Source organism: Pseudoalteromonas sp. OF5H-5 (assembly GCF_021530695.1).
Classification (GTDB): Bacteria; Pseudomonadota; Gammaproteobacteria; order Enterobacterales; family Alteromonadaceae; genus Pseudoalteromonas.
This window is the reverse complement of the sequence record NZ_JAKGBF010000008.1, coordinates 214,903-241,418: the sequence shown is the minus strand read 5'-3', so window position 1 is coordinate 241,418 and position 26,516 is coordinate 214,903. Positions and strand designations below refer to the sequence as shown.

At 43.4% G+C, this 26,516-nt stretch carries 29 protein-coding genes and 1 tRNA gene; 26 read left to right on the top strand and 4 right to left on the bottom strand.

All coding sequences use genetic code 11. The annotated features are described in order from the left end of the window. The first annotated feature begins 4 nt into the window (after positions 1 to 4). The 15 genes from ptsP (at position 5) to L1271_RS13895 (ending at position 14,156) form a co-directional block, all read left to right on the top strand. The gene (gene ptsP / locus L1271_RS13965) at positions 5 to 2,293 is read left to right on the top strand and encodes a phosphoenolpyruvate--protein phosphotransferase (RefSeq protein WP_017218101.1); all 2,289 of its coding nucleotides are present in this window, start codon (positions 5 to 7) and stop codon (positions 2,291 to 2,293) included. A gap of 47 nt (positions 2,294 to 2,340) precedes the next feature. Continuing rightward, a complete protein-coding gene (locus L1271_RS13960; RefSeq protein ID WP_010369329.1) occupies positions 2,341 to 3,150 on the top strand; it encodes a sulfite exporter TauE/SafE family protein in 810 nt (269 codons plus the stop codon). 9 nt (positions 3,151 to 3,159) lie between these two features. Continuing rightward, positions 3,160 to 3,972 carry a prolipoprotein diacylglyceryl transferase gene (gene lgt, locus L1271_RS13955; protein ID WP_102056444.1) on the top strand — a complete coding sequence of 271 codons (813 nt, stop codon included), beginning with the start codon at positions 3,160 to 3,162 and terminating at the stop codon, positions 3,970 to 3,972. 13 nt (positions 3,973 to 3,985) lie between these two features. Further along, on the top strand, positions 3,986 to 4,819 hold the full coding sequence (locus L1271_RS13950) for a thymidylate synthase (protein WP_235368083.1): 834 nt from the start codon (positions 3,986 to 3,988) through the stop codon (positions 4,817 to 4,819). 8 nt (positions 4,820 to 4,827) lie between these two features. Next, positions 4,828 to 5,712 (top strand): UTP--glucose-1-phosphate uridylyltransferase GalU, encoded by an 885-nt coding sequence (gene galU, locus L1271_RS13945; protein ID WP_102056446.1) that lies wholly within the window; start codon positions 4,828 to 4,830, stop codon positions 5,710 to 5,712. 87 nt (positions 5,713 to 5,799) lie between these two features. After that, a complete protein-coding gene (locus L1271_RS13940) occupies positions 5,800 to 6,309 on the top strand; it encodes a hypothetical protein (protein WP_102056447.1) in 510 nt (169 codons plus the stop codon). Between the two features lie 99 nt (positions 6,310 to 6,408). Continuing rightward, a complete protein-coding gene (locus L1271_RS13935; RefSeq protein WP_010606289.1) occupies positions 6,409 to 6,990 on the top strand; it encodes a DUF4402 domain-containing protein in 582 nt (193 codons plus the stop codon). 15 nt (positions 6,991 to 7,005) lie between these two features. After that, positions 7,006 to 7,452 (top strand): DUF4402 domain-containing protein, encoded by a 447-nt coding sequence (locus L1271_RS13930; RefSeq protein WP_102056448.1) that lies wholly within the window; start codon positions 7,006 to 7,008, stop codon positions 7,450 to 7,452. Positions 7,453 to 7,515: 63 nt separating this feature from the next. Further along, positions 7,516 to 8,238 (top strand): fimbria/pilus periplasmic chaperone, encoded by a 723-nt coding sequence (locus tag L1271_RS13925; RefSeq protein ID WP_017218096.1) that lies wholly within the window; start codon positions 7,516 to 7,518, stop codon positions 8,236 to 8,238. A gap of 19 nt (positions 8,239 to 8,257) precedes the next feature. Beyond that, positions 8,258 to 11,200 carry a hypothetical protein gene (locus L1271_RS13920; RefSeq protein WP_235368082.1) on the top strand — a complete coding sequence of 981 codons (2,943 nt, stop codon included), beginning with the start codon at positions 8,258 to 8,260 and terminating at the stop codon, positions 11,198 to 11,200. Further along, positions 11,187 to 11,792: an SPOR domain-containing protein gene (locus L1271_RS13915; protein WP_102056449.1), complete on the top strand. Its 606-nt coding sequence runs from the start codon at positions 11,187 to 11,189 to the stop codon at positions 11,790 to 11,792. The genes L1271_RS13920 and L1271_RS13915 overlap by 14 nt, the downstream gene beginning before the upstream one ends. A gap of 81 nt (positions 11,793 to 11,873) precedes the next feature. Continuing rightward, on the top strand, positions 11,874 to 12,428 hold the full coding sequence (locus tag L1271_RS13910; protein ID WP_233525246.1) for a FlgO family outer membrane protein: 555 nt from the start codon (positions 11,874 to 11,876) through the stop codon (positions 12,426 to 12,428). A gap of 14 nt (positions 12,429 to 12,442) precedes the next feature. Then, positions 12,443 to 13,096 (top strand): FlgO family outer membrane protein, encoded by a 654-nt coding sequence (locus tag L1271_RS13905; protein ID WP_017218092.1) that lies wholly within the window; start codon positions 12,443 to 12,445, stop codon positions 13,094 to 13,096. Between the two features lie 10 nt (positions 13,097 to 13,106). Beyond that, positions 13,107 to 13,748: a FlgO family outer membrane protein gene (locus L1271_RS13900; protein WP_233525222.1), complete on the top strand. Its 642-nt coding sequence runs from the start codon at positions 13,107 to 13,109 to the stop codon at positions 13,746 to 13,748. Positions 13,749 to 14,081: 333 nt separating this feature from the next. After that, a tRNA-Arg gene (locus L1271_RS13895) sits at positions 14,082 to 14,156 on the top strand. Between the two features lie 107 nt (positions 14,157 to 14,263). Here the strand turns inward: L1271_RS13895 and L1271_RS13890 are convergent. After that, complete coding sequence (locus L1271_RS13890; RefSeq protein WP_235368081.1) at positions 14,264 to 15,460, bottom strand: flagellar assembly protein T N-terminal domain-containing protein; 1,197 nt, start codon at positions 15,458 to 15,460, stop codon at positions 14,264 to 14,266. Between the two features lie 204 nt (positions 15,461 to 15,664). Between L1271_RS13890 and L1271_RS13885 the strand changes: the two genes are divergently transcribed. Further along, the gene (locus tag L1271_RS13885; protein WP_235368080.1) at positions 15,665 to 16,141 is read left to right on the top strand and encodes an LPP20 family lipoprotein; all 477 of its coding nucleotides are present in this window, start codon (positions 15,665 to 15,667) and stop codon (positions 16,139 to 16,141) included. A gap of 74 nt (positions 16,142 to 16,215) precedes the next feature. Here the strand turns inward: L1271_RS13885 and flgN are convergent, their stop codons facing one another. The 3 genes from flgN to flgA all read right to left on the bottom strand — a co-directional run bounded on the left by flgN (position 16,216) and on the right by flgA (position 17,740). Continuing rightward, a complete protein-coding gene (flgN, locus tag L1271_RS13880; protein WP_102056453.1) occupies positions 16,216 to 16,644 on the bottom strand; it encodes a flagellar protein FlgN in 429 nt (142 codons plus the stop codon). After that, positions 16,637 to 16,960, bottom strand: coding sequence for a flagellar biosynthesis anti-sigma factor FlgM (gene flgM, locus L1271_RS13875; RefSeq protein WP_010369298.1), 324 nt, complete (start codon positions 16,958 to 16,960; stop codon positions 16,637 to 16,639). The genes flgN and flgM overlap by 8 nt, the downstream gene beginning before the upstream one ends. Before the next feature lie 72 nt (positions 16,961 to 17,032). After that, positions 17,033 to 17,740, bottom strand: coding sequence for a flagellar basal body P-ring formation chaperone FlgA (flgA, locus tag L1271_RS13870; RefSeq protein ID WP_010606300.1), 708 nt, complete (start codon positions 17,738 to 17,740; stop codon positions 17,033 to 17,035). Positions 17,741 to 17,880: 140 nt separating this feature from the next. Between flgA and L1271_RS13865 the strand changes: the two genes are divergently transcribed. The 10 genes from L1271_RS13865 to L1271_RS13820 all read left to right on the top strand — a co-directional run bounded on the left by L1271_RS13865 (position 17,881) and on the right by L1271_RS13820 (position 26,443). After that, positions 17,881 to 18,813, top strand: a complete 933-nt coding sequence (locus L1271_RS13865) for a chemotaxis protein CheV (protein ID WP_010606301.1) — start codon at positions 17,881 to 17,883, stop codon at positions 18,811 to 18,813. Positions 18,814 to 18,828: 15 nt separating this feature from the next. Beyond that, on the top strand, positions 18,829 to 19,662 hold the full coding sequence (locus L1271_RS13860) for a CheR family methyltransferase (RefSeq protein WP_010369291.1): 834 nt from the start codon (positions 18,829 to 18,831) through the stop codon (positions 19,660 to 19,662). A gap of 280 nt (positions 19,663 to 19,942) precedes the next feature. Then, complete coding sequence (gene flgB / locus L1271_RS13855) at positions 19,943 to 20,353, top strand: flagellar basal body rod protein FlgB (protein WP_010369289.1); 411 nt, start codon at positions 19,943 to 19,945, stop codon at positions 20,351 to 20,353. 2 nt (positions 20,354 to 20,355) lie between these two features. Next, a complete protein-coding gene (gene flgC / locus L1271_RS13850; RefSeq protein WP_010606302.1) occupies positions 20,356 to 20,787 on the top strand; it encodes a flagellar basal body rod protein FlgC in 432 nt (143 codons plus the stop codon). A 17-nt stretch (positions 20,788 to 20,804) separates the two neighbouring features. Continuing rightward, a complete protein-coding gene (locus L1271_RS13845) occupies positions 20,805 to 21,488 on the top strand; it encodes a flagellar hook assembly protein FlgD (RefSeq protein WP_010369284.1) in 684 nt (227 codons plus the stop codon). Between the two features lie 41 nt (positions 21,489 to 21,529). After that, positions 21,530 to 22,930: a flagellar hook protein FlgE gene (gene flgE, locus L1271_RS13840; RefSeq protein ID WP_102056455.1), complete on the top strand. Its 1,401-nt coding sequence runs from the start codon at positions 21,530 to 21,532 to the stop codon at positions 22,928 to 22,930. 123 nt (positions 22,931 to 23,053) lie between these two features. Beyond that, the gene (locus L1271_RS13835) at positions 23,054 to 23,818 is read left to right on the top strand and encodes a flagellar basal body rod protein FlgF (protein ID WP_102056456.1); all 765 of its coding nucleotides are present in this window, start codon (positions 23,054 to 23,056) and stop codon (positions 23,816 to 23,818) included. A 16-nt stretch (positions 23,819 to 23,834) separates the two neighbouring features. Next, on the top strand, positions 23,835 to 24,623 hold the full coding sequence (gene flgG, locus L1271_RS13830; RefSeq protein ID WP_010606305.1) for a flagellar basal-body rod protein FlgG: 789 nt from the start codon (positions 23,835 to 23,837) through the stop codon (positions 24,621 to 24,623). Between the two features lie 16 nt (positions 24,624 to 24,639). Continuing rightward, entirely contained in the window at positions 24,640 to 25,323 is a 684-nt protein-coding gene (gene flgH, locus L1271_RS13825; RefSeq protein WP_010606306.1) for a flagellar basal body L-ring protein FlgH, read from the top strand. Positions 25,324 to 25,342: 19 nt separating this feature from the next. Continuing rightward, positions 25,343 to 26,443, top strand: a complete 1,101-nt coding sequence (locus tag L1271_RS13820; RefSeq protein WP_010606307.1) for a flagellar basal body P-ring protein FlgI — start codon at positions 25,343 to 25,345, stop codon at positions 26,441 to 26,443. The last annotated feature ends 73 nt before the right edge of the window (positions 26,444 to 26,516 follow it).

Genomic DNA, 26,516 nt, shown 5'->3' with positions numbered 1-26,516 from the left:
GCAGGTGTTAGCAACGTTGAGATCGATTGCTGAGTCAGTGGCACAGCAAAGTGACCTACAAAGCGCGTTAAATTGCTTTGTTACTATGGTCAAAGATGCCATGCACACTGAATGCTGCTCAGTTTATTTTGCCGATTACAGTCAAGATAACTTTATCCTGATGGCAACGGATGGCTTAAACCCTGAAGCAATCGGAAAATTCCGCATGGGATTTACCGAAGGCCTAGTCGGTCTTGTTGCCCAGCGTGAAGAGCCAATTAACGTTGCCCACGCCCAATCACACCCAAGATTCAAACTGTCACCTGAGGTCAATGAAGAAGGCTACAATGCTTTCTTATCAGTACCTGTTGTACACCAGCGTAAAGTGCTTGGAGTTATTGTGGTGCAGCAAAAGATTGCTCGTGTATTTAGCCATGATGAAGAGTCCTTTCTTATTACGCTTTCAGCGCAATTGGCTTCACAGCTTGCCAACACCGAGATCCAAACTTTACTTCAACAAGATGCAAGCAGTCACAGAACCTCAGTGTTAAAAGGGGTATCAAGTGCTCCAGGTATTGCCTTAGGCGATGGTTATGTGGTGTTACCCCATATTGATTTTGCGAGTATTGAACCACAGCATAGTGACAATATTCAGCAGCAAATTCAGCTGTTTCATCAAGCGGTGGCCGCGACTCGGCAAGAATTCCATATTTTAGCCAAAACTCTGAGTGATGATATTCCAAAAGAAGCGGTAGCTGTGTTTGAGGTTTACCAACAACTTTTGGATGCCAAGAGTTTAGGTAAACAAGTAGAGTCTGAAATACAACAAGGCTGGAACGCGAAAACAGCGCTAAAGCTTGTTATCGAAAAGCTTGTGGCTCAGTTTGATATGATGAGCGACCCTTATATCAAAGAGCGTGCGATTGATGTTAATGATATTGGCCTGCGTGTGCTCCAGCATTTAGTCTCAACAGAACAAGCTGTTAAACACTATCCAGATAATACGATTCTAATCGCCCATACTTTGACTCCAACTATGTTAGCGCAAGTACCAAAAGAAAAGCTCAAAGGGGTCGTCAGTGTGCATGGCTCGGCCAACTCTCATGCCTCCATTCTCACTCGTGCGATGGGCGTCCCCGCTATTTGGGGCATAGAAGACATTCCATTATTACAGTTTGATGGTAAGTCTATGATCATGGATGCGTATTCTGGGCGGCTTTATATTTCGCCTTCGCAAATGTTGGTCAATGAGTACGTTGAAATCAAACGTAAAGACAACATTCTGCATGATAAGTTTGAAGCGGAACATGATTTGCCGCCTATTACACTCGATGGTGAGCGTATAAATTTACTCTTAAATGCTGGGCTTGATCTATCGACCGAGACATTAAGCGCCAGTTATTGCGATGGCGTTGGTCTTTATCGAACTGAGTCTTGGTTTATGCAAAAAGGCCAATTCCCAACACAATCGGAGCAAGAAGTCTGGTATCGCGAGGTGCTATCACGTTATCACCCTGAGCCCGTAGTGATGCGGACTTTAGATATCGGTGGCGACAAAATTCTAGATTACTTTGATATCAAAGAAGAAAACCCATTTTTAGGATGGCGGGGCATTCGTGTATCGCTGGATCACCCCGAACTTTTCTTGGATCAAATCAAAGCGATGATCAAAGCAAACGCAGGTCTTGGCAACTTACAGATCATGTTGCCTATGGTGGGTCATAGTGAGGAAATAGATGAAGCGATGGCACTCATTGAGCAGGCTTGTTTTGAGCTGCAAGACGAATGGGCTGATCCTTTTTATACCATCGACCGACCAGAAATCGGCGTGATGCTCGAAGTACCGTCTAGCGTGTACTTGTTACCTGAGTGGTCGAAAAAAATTGATTTTTGCTCTGTGGGCAGTAACGATTTGACGCAGTATTTATTAGCCGTTGATAGAACCAACGCGCAAGTAGCGGATCTTTTTGACCCTTATCACCCCAGTGTATTACGAGTGTTAAACCAGATTGCACAGCAGTGTGAATTACACGAGCTGCCTTTTAGCCTGTGTGGAGAATTAGGCGGTGAGCCTGAGGGAGCAATCTTGCTTATTGCAATGGGGTATCGCCGTTTGAGTATGAATATTTCATCACTGAACAAAGTAAAATGGGTGTTACGTAGACTGAGAGTAACGGATATGGAAGCTTTACTTGAAAATTGTTTAGCACAGCCGTCATCTAAGCAAGTGCGCCGAATTATTAAAGAATTTATGATAGAACATCATTTTGCAGAATTACTCTATACCAGCCACCAAGCAAAGGGTGCTTCTTAAGGCTATTTACGCTACCATTACGGCGCTATAAGAATAAGAGCTTGTTGATGGAAACTATTATACTCATCGTTGTACTTTGCGCTTTGCTCGGCTGTGCAGTTGGCTTTTTGGCAGGTCTACTTGGTATCGGCGGCGGGCTGCTGATAGTCCCTATTTTATCTGTCATCTTGACCAAATTTAATGTTATACCCACAGATCAAGTGGTGTTAGTTGCAATTGCGACGTCTCTCGCCTCCATTATTTTCACTTCGACATCTTCAGCCAAAGCGCATCATAAAAATGACAATGTTCCATGGCACATTGCTCCATGGGTGATGTTAGGTGTGGCAGTCGGCGCGTTGGGCAGTGGTTTTGCCGCAGTGATGTTGCCTGAAAAACTCGTCAGAATTATTTTTGTGGTTAGTGTTGTGGGCATTGCATTGAAAATGGCGTGGAGTTCCAGAAGACCGCCACAATCAACCAGAGTTATACCGCAAGGACCGATACTTGCGATGCTAACCTCGGTAACGGGGGCGCTGTCTGCAATGATTGGTATCGGCGGGGGAGCATTAATCGTCCCACTACTGACATTTTTCTCTGTTGATATGAAAAAAGCGATAGGATGTGCGTCTGCCAGTGGTATTGTTATCGCTATCTTTGGCTCCTTTGGCTATATCGCCTCTGGCAGCCAACATGTGGATATTGAACATGGATTTTTAGGTTTTGTCTATTTACCGGCTTTGTTTGGTATAGTGGCAACTTCATGGTTTATGGCACCTATTGGTGCTAAAGCTACGCACCACTTACCAGTCACAACGATTAAGAAAGTGTTTGCGGCGTTACTCATTGTTATCGCTGGCAATATGTTAATGAATTAAGGAAAGGCTATGGCTTTGCAGTTTCCACAGATAGACCCTGTGATTTTCTCCATCGGACCGTTAAGTGTTCGTTGGTATGGATTAATGTATTTAATCGGCTTTATGTTCGCCATGTGGTGGGCAGGGAAAGAAGCAAAAAAACCAGACTCTGGTTGGAATAAAGACCAAGTTGGCGACCTAGTTTTTTACTGTATGCTCGGTGTGATCTTGGGCGGGCGAATTGGTTACGTGTTGTTTTATCAATTCTCTCATTTTATTGAAAACCCGCTTTATTTGTTTAGGGTGGACCAAGGCGGTATGTCTTTCCATGGCGGTGCATTGGGCGTTATCACGGCAATTATCGTGTATGCGCTTAAAAACAAACGTTCGATTTTATCGGTAGGTGACTTTGTCGTTCCTATGGTGCCTGTTGGGCTTTTTGCTGGTCGTATCGGTAACTTCATTAATGGCGAATTATGGGGTCGCGTAACGGATGTTCCTTGGGCATTTATTTTCCCAACGGGCGGACCACAGCCGCGCCACCCATCACAACTTTATGAAGCGTTTTTTGAAGGGTTGGTATTGTTTGTGATGTTGGTATGGTTTAGAAAAAAACCGCGCCCAGCGGGCAGCGTAGCAGGTCTATTTTTAGCCGGTTACGGTGTCTTCCGCTTCTCAATCGAGTATTTCCGTGAACCAGATGCACATATTGGCTTATATGGTGGCTTTATTTCTCAAGGTCAGATCTTATCCCTCCCTATGGTGATTGCAGGCGCTATCCTTATGGTATGGGCATATAAGCGAGAAGGTAGCAACCCATCTAACGAGCAAGTTAAAAGTTAAAGAGTAGCGAACAATGAAGCAATATTTAGAACTGATGCGCCATGTGCGTGATAATGGCACAAAAAAAGAAGACCGCACTGGCACTGGCACAGTGAGTGTTTTTGGATACCAGATGCGCTTCAACTTGCAAGAAGGCTTTCCGCTTGTAACGACGAAAAAGTGTCATCTACGCTCGATTATCCACGAGCTACTTTGGTTCTTGCAAGGCGATACTAACATCAAATACCTAAAGGAAAATGGCGTTAGCATTTGGGATGGCTGGGCAACGGATGAAGGGGACTTAGGGCCAGTTTATGGCAGCCAGTGGCGCTCTTGGACGGGGCCAAATGGTGAAGTGATAGATCAAATCAAAGATGTTGTAGAGCAAATCAAAACCAACCCTGACTCTCGTCGCCTGATTGTGAGTGCTTGGAACCCTGCGCTTTTGCCTGATACTAACTATTCACCGAAAGAAAATGCAGCGATGGGCAAACAAGCGTTGCCACCTTGCCACACGTTATTCCAATTTTATGTACTAGATGGCAGGCTTTCTTGCCAGCTTTATCAGCGCAGTGCGGATATTTTCTTAGGTGTGCCCTTTAACATCGCAAGCTATGCGCTGTTAACGATGATGATTGCACAAGTTTGTGACTTAGAAGTGGGGGATTTTGTACATACCTTCGGCGATGCTCATTTATACCTAAACCACATGGAACAAGTTGACGAGCAGTTAAGCCGAGCGCCGTTTGCGAAGCCGCAAATGCAGATCAACCCTCAAGTAACAGACATATTTGGTTTTAAGTTTGAAGACTTTGAACTGGTGAACTACGAATGTCATCCGCATATAAAGGCACCGGTCGCGATTTAGGAGCATTTATGAAAGCCGTTATTCCAGTGGCGGGTCTTGGCACTCGCATGTTACCAGCAACGAAGGCCATTCCAAAAGAAATGCTGCCAATTGTCGATAAGCCTCTGATCCAGTATGTGGTAGATGAAGCAGCGGCCGCTGGCGTCAAAGAAATTGTCCTGGTAACCCATTCAAGTAAAAACTCAATTGAAAACCACTTTGATAAAAGCTTTGAGTTGGAAGCAACACTGGAAAAACGGGTTAAGCGTCAGCTGCTAGAAGAAGTACAATCTATATGCCCCAAAGGCGTTACGCTGATCCATGTGCGTCAAGGTGAGGCTCGTGGCCTTGGTCATGCCATCAACTGCGCTGCACCTGTGATTGGCGATGAGCCCTTTGTGGTTATGCTGCCCGATGTATTGGTCGATGACGCTGCATGCGATCTAACAAAAGATAATCTTGCTGATATGATCGCGCGTTTTAAAGGGTCAGGTAATAGCCAAGTGATGGTAGAAGCGGTAGCGCCTGAACTCGTCTCCCAGTTTGGTATTGTGGATTTGGGAGGAGCAGCGCTAGTGCAAGGAGAGTCAGGCGCAATGCAGTCTATTGTCGAAAAGCCTGAACAACAAAATGCGCCTTCAAACTTAGCTGTTGTTGGTCGTTACGTGTTAAATAAATCTATTTGGCCACTTTTGGCAAAAACACCGCTAGGTGCTGGTGGTGAAATTCAATTGACCGATGCGATTGCCATGTTGATGGAGCGAGAGCAAGTTGATGCATACTCGCTACGTGGAAAAAGCCATGATTGCGGAAGTAAAATTGGCTATTTAAAAGCGATAGTTGAGCATGCGATGCGAAGAGAAGAGTATTCAACTGAGCTTGCTTCTCTTATCGACTCTATTGCAAAAAGTTAAATGTACCGATATTTGCGGTAAAAGCATTTGGTTATTTACCGCGATTTATGTACCATAGCAGAAAATGGATTTTTGTTATAACTTATTGTGAATATTCAGTTTTTTAAACTTTTACTACTCGGCTCTGTAATCACCTTAGGTGGCTGTAGTCATTCAGTTCAACAGCCCTCGCAGTTAAGTGAGCAACAGCTCAAAAGTATTAAGCGATTGAGCTCGTTAGAACAGGATCTCTCAAACCTGCTGACTTTGTTAGAGTCTCAAGCTAGCGTCGATAATATCCAAGCAGCATCGACTACTGACGTAGAGGTTAAGCGTTATTCCGCCAGTAAACAAAAGGCGAATCAAACGACTGGAATTCAACTCAAGTTGTTTCCAATATCCATCAATTCCATGCCTCAAGTTGAGCAACATCAAGCGCTATTAGCGGCAGTAAAGCGAAAGTTTCCTAGTATATTCTCTGAGGCAGAATTTCGAATTCAAGCATTTGAAATGTGGGATTGGGCAACAGTTTCTGGATTAAGATCAACTCAAGAAGCAAAAATCTACTGTAGACTATTTTCTATCCAAAGCATTGATTGTAGGAGATTAATGCTTTAATTTTTACTAAAGTTTTCCCATTTGGGAACGATAAACAATAAGTCACCAAAAAAATGGCATTGCGGTGATGATAAAAATGACTCCTAAAGGAATTTAAAGATGAAAACACTGATTAAATCTGCGCTTGTTGCAAGCTCTATTTCCGCTGCTTTACTTACTTCTTCAGCAATTGCTAAAGATACTGCCCGTCTTGAAGTTAAAGTAGAAGTTAAAAACTTATTTTCAGCGGAAGCTGGTGATCCGCTTGATTTCGGTATCATTCGAGTGCAGGGCGATGCAGCTGATGTCGCCACGATGAAGATTGAGGCGGATCCAACACTGACCGATCCTGAAATCAAGAATACTGGTGACGCAGTAATAAACCTTATTAGTACAGGTGGAGCAGGCTCTATCAATATTACTGATGCAGCGCCAAACACTGAGCTAACGATTACAGTTCCGGCCGCAACTACGGTTGATAGCGTGGGTAATGCCTCTTTTGATTTAAAGGATTTTGAGTTTTATGTGGTAAGTGGTGCACAGCCTAATAGTGAAGTGACAAACAACAAGTTTAGGGTTGATGCAAATGGTGCCGCAACGCTTTCCGTTGGTGCGACATTAAGTACGAAAGCACTTTCTGGAACAGATACGTATGGTGGTGGTGTATACACCAGTAAAGTTGATATCGAAATCGCTTACTAAAACATGTGGCGTTACATGGTACTGGCATTGCTTTTTGCCAGTCACTGGGCCAAAGCTCAAGATATATCGGTCGTTAAGAAATTGAGCTTTGGCACTATTGCGATTATTGACCAAAATAGCGCAGGCACTGTGACAATAGAACCTAATGTTAGGCCACAAACCTCAAGCAATATTCTATTCGTAGAGTTTGGTCATGCGGCGGAAATCCTCTTGACCGATTTTCCTCACAATCGCCAAATTAGCGTCCAATCTACCATTTACAACGACTGGTTTGGATATTGGAATCTTGGCGCATCCGATGCCTTCCAATTGACAGAGCTGTATCACGAGAAGGCGATTTACACCGATAGTGTTGGGTCTGGTGAGTTTAAGGTCGGTGGTCAATTGCGCTTTGCTGGCAATGGTAAATCGCTATCGGATGGAGTGCAAACCTTGAACGTTGAAATAACTTTGTCTTACTAAATTATGAATAAATTAATATTAACGCTGCTTTTGTTTTGTTGCTGTAAAGTAAGCGCCAATCTGATGATCACCCCAACACGGGTTGCTTTCGAAGAGCGTCAGAGAATTGAGAGGGTTACAATCATTAATAATGGTGATGTGACCAAATCTTATCGACTTGAATTTCAAGAGAAGCTAGCACTTAAAGAAGGTGGTTATGCCAACTTTGCCGAGCAAAAAATGAACCCTATGGCTGCAAGCCATTTCATTCGTATTTCACCTAGGCAAGTAACACTAGGGCCTGGTGAGCGTCAGGTAATAAAGCTGGCTGTGCGCAGAAAGGCGAATATGGAACAAGGAGAGTATCGCTCACATTTGCTTTTTAGGGAGCTGCCGAATAATAAAGGCAAGCTGCAAGAAGGTATCAATATTGACGTGCTGATGAGCTATAGCATTCCGGTGATGCTACGAGTTGGCGATGCGAACCCGCAAGTACAGCTTGAGGATGTCATTGTAAGCAACGCGAAAAATGGTCGTCAGGCAATTACGGTACTACTTAATCGAACCGGGAAATATAGTAGCTTTGGCGAATTATCCGCTTATTGGCAGGGGAAAAATGACGTTAAACCAGTGCGGATCGGAGTATTAAATAAGTTTGCCGTATATCCAGAGCTTAATCAAAGGAGTGTAGAATTCTCGATAGACCCTGCAATTAAGCTTGGGCCATCAGGCAAGGTCTTAATCAAGTATGTGGGTGATGAGGAGTACACTGACCGCACCTTTGTAGATGATTCGGTATCTTTGTAGTTTAGGGTAAGCGAACGTAATGAGAGCCCCCGCTATTTGGCGCGCGTTACTAATTGGCATACTATGCTATCAACCTGCTATGGCATCGCAGGTTGATACTTTGCAACAGCTATTAGAACGGGTTGAACGAGTGAAAGCAAAACTTGCGATACAGCAAAGTGAGCGGGTGGTCTCTCGGGTTGATGTTGGTACGGAACTGTTTTTATCCGCTTATAAAGGAAATTTATATTTAGGTGAAGTGATCGCGGTGACGTCGGAACAAGGCGTCAATGTGGAACTCTTGAGCTTGTTTTCAGCTTTGGGCTTTGTGGTATCAGAAGATGTATCAGGAACTTTTGATGGCTGGTTCTTCACACCTGAAAACACCTTTAGTCTTAATGCCAAAGCGCATTTAGTTGAGAGCAAAGGGCAGCGAACGCAATTGAGTGATAAGGAAGTTCAGGTTATCAATGGTGAGGTATTTCTCGCCGATTATATCGTTGCGACCTTATTCGATGTGAGCCTGTTTACCGATATACAGGATTTATCTCTTACGGTTAAAAGTAGGCTAATTCTGCCAATAGAAGCGCAGCAACAGCGATTAGGAAGAGAAGTTGTCAGGTTTGACCGCAATGCCAGCGCAACATTACCGTGGCGACCAAGTCCTTATCAAAGCATCGGTAAACCAGTGCTGGATGCTCAGATAAATGCGCAGGTGACTGAAGACATTAGTCAGACGTCTTATTCCCTTATTGGTTCGCAAGACATCGCCTATTGGCAAGCTCAGTATTTTATTGCTGGTAGAGAGGGAGATGTGATTAATCGCTCACGATTATCCCTAAACCGTGCTTCTAAAAAAGCCGATGTTTTACCGTTTGGCAACTTTACCAAGGTATCGCTCGGTGATGTACAGAGTGTTCAAGTTGGAGTTGATGCGCTAAATGAAGAAGGGCGAGGAGTGAACTTCAGTAACGCGCCGTTAGATAGCCGCACTAACCGTCAGCGTATTGTCATCTCAGGTCCTGTTCAGGTAGGGTGGGACGTAGAGCTTTATCGAAATGGATTGCTAATAGGGCAAGAAAATAATGTTCAATCTGGGCGCTATGAGTTTGAAAATATTGATTTACTATTTGGTGAAAATACCTTTGAACTGGTGATGTATGGAGGGCAAGGTCAAGTATCAAAAGAAGTGCAGACCTATTATGTTGAACAGAGCACCGTAAACGAAGATGAAGGCTTTTTTGCCGTATCAATTACTGAGACGGGCAAAAGTATACTGGGCGACAAGACTGCGGTATCAGGAGCATCAAGCTGGCAAGTAAATGGTCGATTTGACTACGGTCTTACTAAAAATTTTGCGGTGTATGCAGGCTTGCAGCATCGTCAAGGTGTAAAAAATAGCGCCTCAGAACAATACTTTTCTACAGGATTTAACACCAATATTAATAAACGACTATTACTGGATGTTGACTATAGTAAGAGCGAAGCGAACCAACGTCTCTCTGCAAATACTCGAATCCGTCTATTTGGCCAGCAGGTAGGTGCTAAATTTGAGCTAAAGGAAGATTTAGAACGGGATGAAAATGCGACCGAGATAAAATTAACGGCGGCGGGAGATTGGTCTCTTTTTGATGCCGCTAAAATTTACTATCGTGCTGAATACTTTCAGCTTAATAGAGCTAATATAGACACCACCGAGCAAGCGTCGCTGCTGTTTAGCACGGGGAATTATTGGGGCACTTTCAGTAACCAATTTGTGTGGCAAGCGCAGACAGATCAAGCCAGCGATGTGAGTGGCTACTTGCGCTGGCAGCGAAGGATTTTTGGGATATATAGTCGTTTTACTACTTGGTATGACATAAAACCTGCTAATGAAATTACAGCCGCTGAGCTAGAGTTGAGCAAAGCGCTAAGTCCTGAGCTTGATCTTGGCATTACCTTATACAAAGACTTTGCTGCGGAATACTATAAAACCGAACTTGGATTGAGCTGGAACCATGATAAGTTTCGGTTGTTAACAGACTTGCAATACGATAACGATGATAACTGGCAACTAGGCCTCTCTGGACAAGTAAGTATTGGAGCAGGCGAAACCGTAGATCAGGTTTTTTTAACTGGCAAACGCTTGTCGCAGTTTGGCTCTTTGATGATTCGTGCTTTTATCGACCAAAATAATAACGGCTATCTTGACGATGGGGAGTTACCGCTGAAGGGGGTAACTATAAAAGCATTGCAAAACTTTGCACAAGGTAAAACTGACGACGACGGTGTGGCTCTATTACCCGCAATGGTTAATTACAAACGAACAGATATTATTGTTGACAAAGAAACGATCCCCGAACCCTTTTTAATTCCCGCTAACGATGGCTTTTCATTCACTCCAAGACCCGGTCATATTGAATATGTTGAAATACCATTTGTAAACTCGTCGGAAGTTGAAGGTATTGTTGAAATCAATGAGGGTACTGAGCGCCGACCTGCAGGGTTCACCACCGTTAGTTTACTTGATGAAATGGGTAACGAAGTCGCGCGCACTCAGACGGCATATGACGGCTACTATGTATTTACTAGTTTGAAGCCTGGGACTTACCGTACAGCGATAAGTGATGCGAAAAGGCTCGCGGTAGCCAGTACTCAACAGATAGAAGTGGAGTTAAGTGCAGAGGGAGACTTGCTGCTTGATGTAAATCACGAATTACAACGACAGCGCGCAACCACGCAAGAGTTTGCTGTAGTTGGACGCTTCAAGACATTAACGATATTAAAAGTGTATGCGGCGATTTTGGCTAAGCGTTATCCCGCGTTATTAAGCGGTGGTTTTGGGTATGCGCAACAAGAAGGCGACGCCACTTATTTACTTATATTAAGAGATGACACCACACAAAATGCGGCAAATATTTGCCAAAATCTACTTCCCTTCAAAGTTTCTTGCACGGTGGAAGCCTTAACTATTTATGAAAGAGAAAACAATGCAATCAATTAAGTGGCATCTCATTATGCTCAGTTTCGTTGCGTTAAGTGGTTGCCAAGCAACTGCGAGCAAGAGTCAACTTGACTCATTACAAATGAAGAAGCAGCTATCTTTACTGGAACAGCAGGTAAGCACCTTACAACAAGAAGTAGAACAGCTCAGAGCGCTAAAACAGCAGGTTGCTAAGTTTGAAGAAGTGCAGGAAGATTTAGATGTTATTGCGATGCAGCTATCAAATTCGCTTGCAAAGCAAAAGTATGCTGAGCTTTTAGCAGAGCAACCCGAGCAAGTGATAGAGCAAAAAACAAAGCCCACCGAGAAACAAGAACAGCCTGTCGAGATAGCTGAATTCGCAATTCAATTGGCCTCTACAACGGAATATACCAAGCTTAGGCAAACCTACGAGCAACTCAAGGATAAGTTACCGCAAGACTTTGCAACAAGCGAAGTGAATATCGAGCAAATAGATATTCAAAATACGAAATATTATCGGCTCAAATTAGGTGCATTTGCAGATAAGGCCTCTGCATACAAAGGTTGCCAGCAACTTAAGCGTGCAGGTTTAAGCTGTTTGGTTAGCCATTACACCAGTCATCGACTTTAAAACTTGGTGCGTATTTTGCATTTTATCCAATAAGTTTATCGTGGGCTTGGTGAAATGAAATATCTAGCACTCATAGTGATTATGTTGTTGGCAGGGTGTACAAACAGCCAACAGGTCGGCAAAAGAGAAGCGACCCAGCAGCAAGAAATCTTACCTGACTTAGATGGGTTTGGCGCTCAGTTAGCCGCGGAACTCGGGCGGTATGTACGGCCGTTCAAGCCGAACTCAACGGTTGCTGTGACAAGTTTTTTTAAGGCTAATCAGCTGGATGATACCGTTGCTGGGCAAGGTTCAGGCTTGAGCGTGGCCTTGCAAGAATCCCTCATGACCCATTTAAGTCAAATGGGGGCAGATGTCGTGGAATATCGACTCAGAAACGCTTTATCTTTACAAAGTTCTGCCGATAGTATGTTAAGTCGAGAATTGAATGTGCTGAATCAGCGCCAGAAAATTGACCTCGTGGTGGTCGGGACAATCGTAGAAAGTCGGGATATCTATTTGGTCAATGCGCGGCTGGTCGATACGTTACATAATCGAGCCGTCTCAGCCGCATCAATCAGCATTCCAAAAGCTGTTATGTGGGGTACGGAGCGTGTCACAAATCGTGACGGTCAGATTATACGAAGCCAATATTAGTGGAGATGAAAGTAATGAAAAAAGTATTAAGTTTGGTTTTGCCGCTTTCATTGATGGTTGGCTGTGCTCAGAGTAACTTTTTTGCGGTGGATAATGCTCAGGCTGAGCCCGTGCGTAATGGCTTTGAAAAATCTTCGATGTATCAAAGTAATCCAAACGGTATGAAACAATTCTCTGTTTCTCAGCAAATGGCTGGTAAAAATGTCACTCACTATGTCCAGTCTATTATGCAAGACATGGTTGCAAACTTGAAACACGTGAATGAGAAAACGCCGGTAGCAGTGACAAGCTTTGTATTTTTAGATAAAGAATTTGATAAAGGTTCCTTGCTGGGTAACCAGTTGGCTGAAAGCTTTATCCATGAGCTTCATGCATTTGGGATCCCTGTTGTGGACTTTAAAACAACAGACTATATCCGGGTGACACCTGAAGGCGATTTCATTTTTAGCCGTGACTTTTTAGAGCTATCTGACGACCATCCTTTTTTGTATGTGCTAGGTGGTACTTTGGTGAATCATCAGGGCGGGGTTATGGTTAATGCCAGAGTGGTTGGGCTTAGAAGTAAAAGTGTCGTGGGTTCTGCTCAAGGCTTTTTACCGCAAAACGTAGTTAACGCCCTACAAGATGGTGCGGCATACGATGGCATTCGTATAGAGCGTGCGAACTAATTCGGAGGCGATGATGAAAAATGTAGTGCTATTCGCGACGACACTTGCATTACTCGGTGGCTGCGAAATGACAAAACAAACGGCTTCCGAACCTACAGAAACGCAGCAATCCGACATGGAAATATTGTATGCCATGATGGAAGAGCAAGAGCGTAATGAAGATTCACAAGCCTCGGTATTGCAAGATATTGGTTTCGTTAGCTATCGTCATCGCAAAGAAATTGCTAACTACGCCAATCAAATTGCGTTGGAACTGTCAGATACTGTATTAGGGCAAAAGCCTGAGTCGATAGCGGTAGCCAGTTTTGTCAACTTTAATGAATCATTAAGGGATACAAACCAGCTAGGAAACCAATTGGCTGAGTCCTTAATGCATCAAATGCAAAAGCTGGGTTATCAAGCGTTAGACTTTAAAGCATTGGGGAAAATTGAAGTGACATCCAGTGGTGACTTGACTTTTTCGCGTAAAGCAAGCCGCTTGAAAAACACGCAATCTCCCAGCCATTTGCTCACAGGCACTATGGTTTACCGTCCACGAGGCGTGGAGGTAAATGCAAGATTGTTAGAGTTTAACACTAACTTAGTGATCGCAAGCACGGTGGTGACCATCCCGTATTTTATCCTTGATGATCAGGCAACCGCTGCAAGGTAGTACTTCAAATAGCGGTTTTTAGAAGAAAATACCGTTTAGGTTTTATTAAACGAAGAACTATCCTACTTCTTATTCACACCTCAAGTGAAGTAACTGATAGCGCAGTAGTGGGTCTTAACTGCTGCGTATTCACCTACTGAGCCAGCTCATTTATTACCGCGAATAAATTGACTATTAACCTTTAAAAGTTCATTAAGATCAGTATACTAAAGCGAAGTCACTGAGATGCAGTACAACAGAGAATCAACAATTCTCGACTTTCATTGGTATTAAGTACCGCAGATCCCGCTAGTGAAGGTCAAAAAAGGCGATTGTTATCTGACTTTAGAGATTGTCCCCATAGTTTAATGGATAAAACAAGGCCCTCCTAAGGCTTAGATGTAGGTTCGATTCCTACTGGGGACGCCATTGGTATCACTTTTGCGTGGAATTACCAAAGTAAATGGGCGGCGGAAGCATGATGTAGAGTGTGTAAAGTCGTCGAAAATCTTGTCTGCGTCATAGTAGTCTTAACCTTACAGTTCAAACTCATTTTCATTTTCTATTTGAATTTCAACCAAATCATTAATTTGCACATTGTGAAGTGGGCGATTACTGATATTTACCGCAATGGCGTTTTGCGCATTCACCTGGATCACTTGCAGTTTATTAATGGTTTTAATTTGATGCATAAATATTTTACCATCGACATTAGTCAGCGGATTACTATGCGCTACGTTAAGGATCTGGCCATTCTCTAAGCCATGCATGCGGCCCAAATTAATAACGACTTGTTCATCATCGATATGTAGGATTTTGCCGTTGGTTGGTAAGCAGGCCACCGCTGCGTTTAAATCAGTTGCGATTTGTATCAGCGTGGTTTGGATCTCATCAGCATAATCTGTCTGCCAAAAGCGCTCACTGTACACATCAATTAATTTGGTCTTCTTAAACGGCCACACGCCTTGAGTGGCATATTGCTTTTGCCACACCCTTTCATGAGAAAGTGCATCAAACAGCGCAAAGTCTACCTTGAAGCTTCTTAAATATTTATCACTTTGCCAAAATGCGAAGTCGCTATTAAGTTTATCGACACCTGCAATATCAGTAATTTGACTCAGTAATACAAATTGGCTGTTCGTATTTGCCGTAATGGTCTCGATTAGCTGTTCATTATAATCAAACCGCTGGCTGAAAAAGCGGTTAACATCTATGGTCTGTGCGAAATAAGGAACAGGTTCTAAGCTCAACTTTTGTTCAGACATTGTCTGGTATAGGCGCTCGCTCACCGCTTTATTTATGTCAAAAATTTGACCTAGTGTTGCTTGGTGTTTATTTTTTAACTGACTTTGTGTGACTGCAACCTGTTTGTCGTAAGCACTAGTAGGGCACTGAGCACTCTGTGGGGTAATATCGATATGTAATGTCACCTGCCATGAGTCACCAACTTTTGCTTCAGCAATTACGTTGGCACTTTGGATTTCAGCATTTGAGCGGATCTTAAGTTGATCTTGGGTGAGTACACCATCGGTGACGGTTTGCACACTACTCACCGAAGCGCCAGAAAACAGCAAAGCTTGTGTGATGGCGTCATTTACCGCCTTTCTTTTGGCTTTTTGATGGTCGCCATTTTTAACGTCAGCTATGCCGGTAACTTCAAACCATTCAGCATAAGCTGGATGAACCAAGGTGATACACAACAGTGATAGACTGGTCGCGAATTGCTTTTTCATGTTTAAATGCCCAGATCAAAAACTACTCTTCAACTCAGCAATACCTGTGCCAAATTTTGGCAAGGTTCGTGCATAATCATACATTATGAAAGTTAATTTTATTTCTTGCCAATACTCAATGAAACCACAACAACCCTTGCGAGACCAAGATGTTGGGGAAGTGCTTAATTTTGATTGGTATATATTGTAGCGGAGTGGGGTGAAATGCGTATCACTAATTCTATCAGTTCAGTTGTTATGGTTTGTTCGCTAGCAGGGCTCAGCGGCTGTTCAAGCCTCGTTGATAAGCATATTGAATATGAAACAGTGCAACCGGAAACTTTTCCTGTTTTACGGGCTGTGGGGTACGCTCCTTTGAGTGCTCAGCCGGGTAATACTGCGGGTGAGAAGCAGCTAATGGCAATTAAAGTGTCAAAATTAGAAGCGTATCGTGAATTGGCTGAGCAACTGTATGGCCAGAATTTGACATCCACTATTACGGTAAAAGGAGCGGTTGCGCAAAACGACGGTCTTAAGAGCCAAGTAAATGGACTTGTTCGTGGGGCTAAGGTGCTGAAAAGTTACGCAGTTGGTGATACTTACGCGACGGAGTTAGAGCTTGATATGAAACGCGTTTATGATTTGTATATTACTCAAGTCAAGCCGCAGAAAATTAAGAAGATATCTTATAGCTTTAAGTAAGCACTCATCATATATCGCTTACTTAATGCGCTTCACTTCGATTGTTCTTCAATACTAAAATACGACAGGCGTGGCTACGCCTTTAGGTTACGTACCAATTCACTGTCGCTACTTTTCACGCTGCCATCTTGACCATATGTAATTGAAGTTGGTGCTCCAATTAAGATCCCTTTTAGTTCACGTGTGCTTACATTAGCCTGATGAGCCGTTTTAGCATTGATTTCATTTTTGGTTTGGCACTCACTGAGTAGTGCTCGCACTTTAGCAACGAGCGGGGCTACTTCACTGCTTTCAAAGACGTGAGACTCAGTTTTTGACAATTCATTGTCGAGCTTTTGCAGTTTTGAAATGAGAGTTAGCTTTTCACGAGCGATTTCTTTTAAGTTGTCGCCACGCCGAGACGCGAGCTCGTCAAGCTCACGAGCCAGAAGCTGGGTCATCGCTTCTAGCGTCGAGATTTGTTCTGAAAGTTTGTGGTGGCAGAGCCGAACCAAATCATCCATATATTTCGAACTCAAATGCAGCTATGTTTTTGGCTAGTTTTTCCGCGTCAACTTGATACTTGCCTTCTGCAATCGCTTTTTTCAGTTCTTCGACTTTCTTGTCGTCAAAGCCTGATGACTGCTGCGCTTTTTCGTTGACCGTTTTCAGCTGTTGCGCTTGTGGAGTCAGGCTCACTGAATCCGCAGCTGCTTTCGGTGTAGCCGGTGATTTAACTGACGCACTATTAGCATCATTTCTTTGCAATTCAGCCTTCTGTTGCTTAACATTATTAGCAACGGATGTAGACTGATTCTGACCGTTAACTTGATTAACCATGATTGTAGACCCAATAAAATTATACTCTCAGCCTTGTTATCGGCGTTTAATAGTATTACTTTAGCAAATTTTTTATAAATTCACCTCTACTGTTTCCACTTCTATTACTCTAGCACGTAAGGTTTTGCCAGAGCGAGCGTTTTTAATATTAATAAGTTCACCACGGTTGCCATCTTGCTGCGCTTCTCCTTGAGTTTTGATCACAAGCCCACCTGATTTAGCAATAATCGTCACCGTATCGCCTTTGCAGACCATACAAATATGAGCCTGAGTAAAGGCTTGACCTTCTCTGATATTACGTTTGCTTCTACTGCCTATTAGTATCGACTTATCTTCTATATAGGAAACTCTACGAAAACGTTTCGGCTGATACTCTATTTTCACATCGTCGTCCTGAATAACACGGCCTTTTTCTAACATGGTCGCGCTAACTAAAATAGGGAAGAGGTGATCGATACGCACGTGGACGTATTGAGTCCAGCTGAGGGTATCGTTGCATCTAATTTGTACTGTCACTTGAGTGTCAAAAGGCGGAGTCATTGCTGTACTATATTGCAACGGCGATTGACAATCCCTTGCTGGAATTCTTGAATCAAGTGGTATAGCAGTTAGTGATAGCTGGCTGTCGGGATCTTGCTCTACATTTGGTTCAACAAATTCTATTGCGCTTTGTTCTAAAGTTTTGTTGTCATATTGCTGACAATAACCATAGTCAACGCCTATAAAATAAGCGAACAAACAAAAAAACTGAATGTAATGGGTTTTTTTTAACAAACTCATGATGTTTCGACTATGCTTATGGGGTGAAACAAGGTATAAAGATTCTGCTTTAATAACTGCACCTAATCAAGGGTGGTAAACCATATCAGAGTCGAAGCAAAGATCGTTCCGATTAGCGGTTTATACAGTAGGAGATTGAAATGGCAGGTATTTTAGACTCGGTTAACCAACGTACACAGCTGGTTGGACAAAACCGTCTCGAGCTATTACTTTTTCGACTTCAAGGTCGACAGCGCTTCGGCATTAACGTTTTCAAAGTCCGAGAAGTGCTTCAATGTCCAGCATTGACAAGCATGCCCAAGTCAAACCCTTTGATTCGAGGGGTTGCTCATATTCGAGGCCAAACAATATCCGTAATTGACATGTCACTTGCGGTTGGTGGGCCTCCTATTCAAGATATTCGCAATTGTTTTATTGTAATTGCGGAATACAACCGTTCAGTTCAAGGCTTTTTAGTCAGTGCGGTAGAACGCATTGTGAATATGAACTGGGAAAAAATAATGCCCCCGCCATCTGGGGCAGGCCGTTATTCCTATTTGACAGCGGTTACAGAAATTGAAAACGAGCTAGTTGAAATATTAGACGTAGAAAAGATCCTCAATGAAATTTGCCCGATCAACACGGAAGTCAGTGCTGACATTGTCTCTGATGGTGAAATGCAAAAAGATTTAGGCGAACGTATTGTCTTTATCGCTGATGACTCTGCGGTTGCTCGTAATCAGGTCAAACGTGCATTGGAGCCATTAGGTGTTCAGACTGAGCTGGCAAAGAATGGTAAAGAAGCACTTATCAGGCTTCGTGAAATTGCCGAAATGGACTGTCAAAATAATGTCACCGAGCGAGTTGGGCTATTGATTTCTGACGTTGAAATGCCAGAAATGGATGGTTATACGCTAACGGCTGAAATAAAAGCTGATCCAAAATTAGCGCCATTGCATGTGATACTCCATACTTCACTGAGTGGTGTATTTAATCAGGCCATGATTGAGAAGGTTGGCGCTGATGATTTTATTGCTAAGTTTAACCCAGATGAATTAGCTTCAGCGGTTAAAAAATGGGTTCATTGTGATTAAAGCTGGTGGTAGCACTTGGAAAATAAGCATTTAGAGCAAAAAGAGTACGACCAATTTAGAACCTTTTTGGAGCAACAGTGCGGTATTGTACTGGGTGACAATAAATTGTACTTGGTCAAAAGCCGACTCGCTCCTCTGATGGCTCGCTTTGGTGTGGAAACACTATCGTCTTTAGTAGCTAAAACACTCAGTCCCCATGAGCGGCAATTGCGTGCCGCTGTGGTGGATGCGATGACAACGAATGAAACACTTTGGTTTAGGGATACTTATCCGTTCGAGCTAATTAAATCGAAAATCTTACCAGAGTTTAAAGACTTGAGACGTCCAGTTAAGATTTGGTCGGCGGCAAGTTCATCAGGACAAGAGCCATATTCAATTGCGATGTCTGCGAGTGAATATGTGAGTAAAAGCCCAGGCGCGCTGAAAATGGGTGTTCAGATCGTCGGTACAGACATTTCTAACACGATGCTTGATATGTGTAAGAATGCTGAATATGACGCGTTGGCGTTGGCGAGAGGGTTGTCGCCTGAGCGCAGAAAGAAGTTTTTTATGGATAGCGGTAATGGAATGGCTAAGGTAGTTGAACCTATCCGTAAAATGGTCAGCTTTAGACATTTAAACTTGCTAGATTCTTACGCGTTGATGGGTAAGTTTGATGTTATTTTCTGCCGTAACGTCCTGATCTATTTTTCACCTGAAGTGAAAGCCAAAATCATTTCGCAATTTGCTCAGTCGTTAAACCCGAATGGCTATTTGTTTTTAGGGGCGTCGGAATCGATGGCGGGGTTGAGTGACGACTTTAATATGATCCGTTGTAATCCTGGGATTATCTATCAGAAAAAGACTTAATACTCACATATAGCGGCAGGGATAGTCGCTATAGCTAGTATTTGCAATGTGTAACGTAATTCTAATAACCATCTCCTACCTTTTAGCCTCAAATTGCTTCAGCCAAGTTGTCAATTATTCGAATATTTGCTCTTATTTACGTTACTGACTCAACACTGATTCAAGTTTAATTATTCCTAAAATATAGTTTAATTTTATGAAATTTAAGGGATAAATTTAACCTTAAAACTGGCCTAAAGATTGCTTTGTCATACCTGAGTCAATTTTTTGGAGTCAGATAATGGCAATTAGTTTCGATAAAGCGTTGGGTATACATCAGCATACTATGCTGCTTCGCTCACAACGCGCTGAAATTCTAGCAAGCAATATCGCAAACGCAGACACTCCAGGATACAAAGCTAAAGATATCGACTTTGCTAGTGCTTTGAAAGCGGCAAAGACAATGCAAAGAAGCGGCAATGATATGGTTAGAACAGATGCAAAACACCTCAGTGGTGGTACTAAAATGAGTAACTCATCTGAACTATATCGTTCGCCAAATCAAGCAGATACAGGTGATGGTAACTCAGTAGATATACAAGTGGAACGAAATTTGTATGTACAGAATGCATTAGAGTACCAAGCCAGTTTGCAATTTCTTGGTGGTAAGTTCAGTGGCCTTAAGAAGGCACTCGGCGGACAAGGGGCATAATTATGAGTTTATATAACGTTTTCGATATTGCGGGTTCAGGGATGAGTGCACAGAATGTGCGACTAAATACCACCGCAAGTAATATCTCGAACGCAAACTCAGTGAGTTCTAGTCAAGATAATGTTTATCGCGCTAGACACCCTGTATTTGCCGCTGAACTTTCCAAAGCTTCAGCTTCCCAAAGCAATGTCGCGGGATCGTCAGTTGGAGTAAAAGTATTAGGTGTGGTTGAGAGCGATAAGCCGCTTCAAGTTGAATATAACCCAAACCACCCAAGTGCTGACGCAAATGGCTACATTTATAAACCGAATGTGAATGTGGTAGAGGAGATGGCAAACATGATTTCTGCTTCTCGCTCTTACCAAACCAATGTTCAAGTTGCAGATGCTGCAAAGCAAATGCTTAGTAAAACATTGCAACTAGGCCAGCGCTAAATTGGGAGTAACAGCTGATGAGTAATAATGTAAATGCCACTTCTTCAACGGGTGTAGATTCACTCTACTGGGACAGGCAGAAACAGGCCGAGGAGAAAAAGCCCAGAGATGAGCTATCGCAAGAAGATTTCTTCTCGCTGCTTACTCAACAGCTCTCTTTCCAAGATCCAAGTAAGCCTGCGGACAACGATCAAATGATCGCGCAGATGACAAGTTTTACCATGGCCGAGGGGATCTCAAAGTTAAATGAGAACTTTGACTCGTTAGCTGCATCGATGACTTCTAACTCGGCGCTTCAAGCATCAACGCTGATTGGTAAGAAAGCATTACTCGAATCAACGACGTTAGAACATGGTGACGATGCACTTACAAAAGGTTCTGTGATTGTACAGGAACCAGTTCAGAATCTATCAGTGGGTATCTATGATGAATCTGGAGCGCTTGTAAAGACGCTTGAATTTGGCGAACAAAGTGTGGGCGCTGTGCGATTCGATTGGGATGGTAAAAATAAAGACGGTGAGATGATGCCTCCAGGTGAATACACCATAAAAGCGGAGGGTATGATTGAAGGTGAATATCAAACTTTACCGTCGGCCACATTTAGAAATATCGACAGTGTTAATGTTAATGGTGCTAACGGCATCGTCATTAATACCAAAGAAGGCGCGGTGCGCTTAACTGATATTGCTGAAATAGCATAGTAGTTTTAAAGAATTAACCTTAAGAACTTAGAGGTGAGAGTATGAGTTTCAATATAGCACTGACAGGTATTGCCGCCGCGCAAAAAGACTTGGACGTAACAGCAAATAACATTGCTAACGTGAACACGACGGGTTTTAAAGAGTCTCGCGCAGAATTTGCTGATGTTTACGCGTCTTCGGTTTTTAGCTCTGGCAAAACGAAAAATGGCGATGGTGTACAAACTACCATGGTTGCACAGCAGTTTCACCAAGGATCATTAAAGTTTACGCAAAACTCGCTAGACTTGGCGATTGAGGGCGAAGGCTATTTTGCCATGTCAAACTCGCTCCAGTCACAAGATTTCACCTATTCTCGAGCGGGTGCATTTAAGCTCAACAAAGACAACTTTATCGTGAATGCTAAGGGTGATTACTTGCAAGGCTTTCCAGTCGATCCATCTACAGGTGATACCACGTCTTTGAGTTTAAGCACAACATCACCCGTTCAAATTCCAGATGCATCAGGTTCTCCTCGTGCAACATCGCAAATCTATACCTCGTTTAACCTAGATGCGACTGCGCAACCACCTACAATTGCTTTTGATCCTGAGCAACGTGCCTCATATAATTCAAGAACAGCAATAACGGTATATGACTCGTTGGGTGAATCACATACATTGCAGTTATTCTTCAGAAAAACAGCGGATAATGAGTGGTCTACTTACGCAACAATGGACGATAAACCTTTTAACCATAATGCGCAGCAAATTGATCCAGCAGCAACACCACCTGTTCCTTATACGCCAGTTAGTGTGTTCCGTTTCGATGCTAGCGGTATTCCATCACAGACGGCTGCCGATCCTTCAGCTACGCCGCTTGTTTTTAACAACAATACTGGCTCGACATTTAACCCCTTAAGTCTTGCAGGACCTCAAGATGCAGTTGACCCAACTATCGGTATGTCAAACTTGCTTGATAACGGTGCAACTTTTCCGAATGATATTGTTGTTAACTGGCGTGATGAAGCAAATACTGCTCAAAAGCTACCAACGCAATATTCATCGGGTCGATTTGAAGTAAAAGCATTGGAGCAAGACGGTGCGACCGTTGGCCGTTTAGCAGGTATTGATATTGGTACTGATGGTAAAGTTGTGGCTTCATATACTAACGGCGACTCAACGTTCTTAGGGCAAGTCGCGCTAGTACGCTTCCCGAATTCTCAAGGCCTTCAGGCGATTGGTAATACTGAGTGGAAGAAGAGCCTATCTTCTGGTGAGCCACTTGCAGGCGAGCCAAACACAGGTACTCTCGGTGGTATTAGTTCATCTGCGTTAGAGCAATCGAACGTCAACCTCACAAACGAGTTAGTTGACCTTATCAGCGCCCAACGTAACTTCCAAGCGAACTCTCGAGCGCTTGAGGTTAACTCAACATTACAACAAAATATATTACAGATCCGATAATATATTATGCCCTCCAAAGGCTGCTACAAAGGCAGCCTTTTTTATGTCCGTCAAAAACATCTCGTCACTTTGGCACTGTGCTTGCATAAACTAGACTAAGTTTGAATTTTATAGGTCATCGTCATGGATAAAATGGTGTATATCGCAATGTCAGGCGCTAAGCAAAGCTTACGTGGTGTGGCACTTAAGGCGAATAACCTTGCTAATGCCAATACGACTGGCTTCAAAGCAGATTTTGCTCAAGCGCGCTCAATGCAGGCGTTTGGTGAAGGGCTACCTACACGGGTTTTTGCTATGCAAGAACGCCCAGGGACCAATATGACCGGTGGCGCAATCGTTGAAACTGGCCGTGAGCTAGATATTGCAGTAGATGATAAATCATGGATCAGTGTTGTTGATGCCTCGGGTGAAGAAGCTTACACCAAAGTCGGCACGCTCAATATTCGTAATGACGGTGCGTTGGTCACAGCTCATGGGCGTCAACTTATTGGCGAAGGTGGACCTATTGTCTTACCTATCCCCGTTGATAAAGTGGTGTTTAGTGACGATGGCTCTATTCAAGTGCGTCCACAAGGCGCTCCTGCTAACTTTCTTGAAGTGGTTGATCGGCTGAAAATTATTGAAGCAGATAATAATAAGCTGCAAAAAGGCAATGACGGCCTTTATAGACCAAAAGAAGATAAGCTAGAAGATGGGATCTGTGGCTTTTGTGAAATATCACCAACCGCAAAAGTGATGAGTGGCTTCTTAGAGATGTCCAACGTCAATCCCGTTCATGAGATGGTGGATATGATCAACCATCAAAGACAATTTGAAATGCAAATTAAGCTGATGAAAACAGCTGAAGAAATAGATGAGCGACACACTTCGCTCCTACGCATAGTTTAAGAGTGAGGTAGAGATCATGAATCCGGCATTGTGGATAAGTAAAACAGGCTTAGATGCTCAGCAAACTGATATTTCAGTTATTTCGAACAACTTGGCGAACGCCAGTACCGTCGGCTACAAAAAGAGTCGGGCGATATTCGAAGACTTATTATATCAAAACATCAATCAGCCAGGTGGCCGCAGCTCTCAAGATACAGAATTACCGTCTGGTTTGATGCTTGGTGCAGGTGCCAAAGTAGTCGCCAACCAAAAGAACTTTTCTCAAGGTAATATGTTAAGTACCGAAAACTCTTTGGATTGGATGATCCAAGGCCCGGGCTTTTTTGAGATTCAGATGCCAGATGGCACAACTGCGTATTCAAGAAACGGTCAGTTCACGACGGATGAAGAAGGTCGAATTGTTACCTCAGGTGCGGGTTTTCCTGTGTTACCTGAGATGAACGTACCCGACGATGCACAGTCAATTACTATTTCTCAAGATGGTGAAGTATCGGTGCGAGTTGCAGGACAAGCTGAAAACGTTGTTATCGGACAGTTGACGATCAGTGACTTTATTAATCCATCAGGTCTTGAACCGATTGGACAAAACTTGTACACAGAAACTGCGGTAAGTGGTGCACCAGTACAAGGTAATCCAAGCGTTGAAGGGCTAGGTAAGATTGTGCAAGGCGCACTTGAAACGTCAAACGTTAATGTGACCGAAGAGCTTGTAAATCTAATTGAGACACAACGCGTGTATGAGATGAACTCAAAAGTGATTTCAACGGTAGATCAGATGCTGAGCTACATTAATCAACAGCTGTAATTGGGTAGGGGGTATTATGCGTGCATTATATTTAGCCATCGTAACGGTCGCTGCATTATCTGGATGTAGTACAACACAAAATAAAAATGTGGTGCGTGACGATCCGTATTATGCGCCTATCTATCCCGAGGATAATCAAGCCCAAATGGTGGCAACAGGGTCATTATTTAATACGCAGTTTTCCAATGATCTTTATGCTGACAAAAAAGCGTTAAGAGTCGGCGATATTATTACCATCGTACTCAGAGAAACGACTCAGGCGACCAAAGCTGCAAATTCTGAGCTGGATAAATCCAGTGATTCGAGCTTAGACCCTGTGATTGGTCTTGGTGGCAATGCCATTAATATCGGAAAAGAAGCAATACAGTTTGGTGCTAAATCCAGTTCTTCTTTCTCTGGTGATTCGAAGTCTAATCAGTCAAATAGCTTATTCGGGAATATATCGGTCAATGTAACCCGAGTATTGCCTAACGGTAATTTAGTGATCCGCGGTGAAAAGTGGTTAACCCTCAATACTGGCGAGGAATTTATTCGCTTAGAAGGGTTGGTAAGACCTCAGGATGTGACCGCAGATAACACTGTTGAGTCTAATCGAGTGGCAAATGCCAGAATTCAATATTCAGGTAAAGGTGACCAACAAGAAGTGCAAAGTGCAGGTTGGTTAACGAGTTTCTTTATGAGCGCGCTGATGCCGTTTTGAGGTGCTGAAAATGAACAATATGCTTAAGAATATTTTGCTTATCGGTGCGGCCATTACGTTGGTTGGTTTTTCTTCTTTGGCTTCTGCTGAGCGAGTTAAAGACGTCAGTATGGTTGAAGGTGTTCGTTCAAACCAACTGGTTGGCTACGGCCTAGTTGTAGGCTTGCCTGGTACCGGTGAGCAAACCAGATTTACCGAGCAAAGCTTTAAAGCGATGTTGAATAGCTTTGGCATAACGATGCCCGCAAGCTTAAAGCCAAAAATTAAAAATGTTGCGGCTGTTGCGGTTCACGCAGATCTGCCACCTTTTGTTAAGCCCGGCCAAACCATTGACGTTACCGTTTCATCTATTGGTAGTGCTGGTAGTTTACGAGGCGGTACTTTACTTCAGACCTTTCTAAAAGGGGTCGATGGTAACGTATATGCAATTGCGCAAGGAAGTTTGATTGTTGGTGGTTTGGGTGCTGATGGTGCCGATGGGAGTCGAGTTGTGATCAATACGCCGACTGTTGGTCGGGTGGCAAACGGCGCGACAGTGGAGCGAGCGGTACCAAGTCCGTTTACTCAGGGTGATTACATTACCTTTAACTTGAATAGACCAGACTTTACTACTGCAAAACGCTTGGCCGATACTATCAATGGCCTTGTTGGACCAAATAGTGCAAAACCTATGGATGCAGCCTCAGTTCGAGTAATTGCACCAAGAGATCCGTCTCAGCGCGTTGCGTATTTATCTACGCTAGAGAATCTTGAATTCAAACCAGCGGATACCGCTGCGAAGATCATCGTTAACTCGCGCACTGGCACTATCGTTATCGGCAAAAATGTCAAGTTGCAGCCTGCGGCAATTACTCATGGCGGCCTTACCGTAACAATTGCTGAGCAGCAAAATGTGTCACAACCTAATGCGCTGGCGAATGGCGAAACAACAGTGACGCAGCAAAGCATTATCGACGTAAATCAGGATGACTCTCGAGCGTTTGTGTTTGACCCAGGCGTGAGTCTTGATGACTTGGTTAGGGCAATTAACCAGGTTGGCGCAGCACCTGGCGATTTAATGGCGATCCTTGAAGCGCTAAAAGAAGCAGGCGCGATAAATGGTCAATTAGTCGTCATTTGATGTTCCATTATTAATCAACTAGTTAGCCCCGCAATTGTGGGGCTTTTTTTTGGCTCGGATTTTGCATTTCTAT